The sequence below is a fragment of the Runella sp. R0.1_18 genome (assembly GCF_057652155.1).
In genome coordinates this window covers 1-282 of sequence record NZ_JBYFCK010000125.1, presented here as the reverse complement: position 1 = coordinate 282, position 282 = coordinate 1, and the positions used below count along the sequence as shown (strand labels likewise).

The 282-nt window shown below is 36.2% G+C and carries 1 protein-coding gene; it reads left to right on the top strand.

Translation table 11 applies throughout. The annotated features are described in order from the left end of the window. On the top strand, positions 1-247 hold a 247-nt coding region (locus AC23P2_RS31360), incomplete at its 5' end, for a hypothetical protein (RefSeq protein WP_487776832.1). Positions 248-282 lie beyond the last annotated feature (35 nt).

Genomic DNA, 282 nt, shown 5'->3' with positions numbered 1-282 from the left:
GGAGATAAGAAATTTACAAAATTTACATCAGCTCAAAAATGGGCTCACAGAGGCTCAAAAAGTAATTGAACAAGCTACTCCCCTCAGAAAGGAGATTGATGGTCTCAAAAGCGATAAAAAACGCCTTGAAGAGGAAAATACGTTGCTGCGAGCGAATAAAAATCATCTGGAAAAGAAAATTGAGGTAGGAAGGAGCGAATTAAAGCAGCTTGAAGAACAAAAAACGAATAGGGGATTCAAACTATAATCCGATGGAAATTCTAAATGATTTGATTGAAAAAC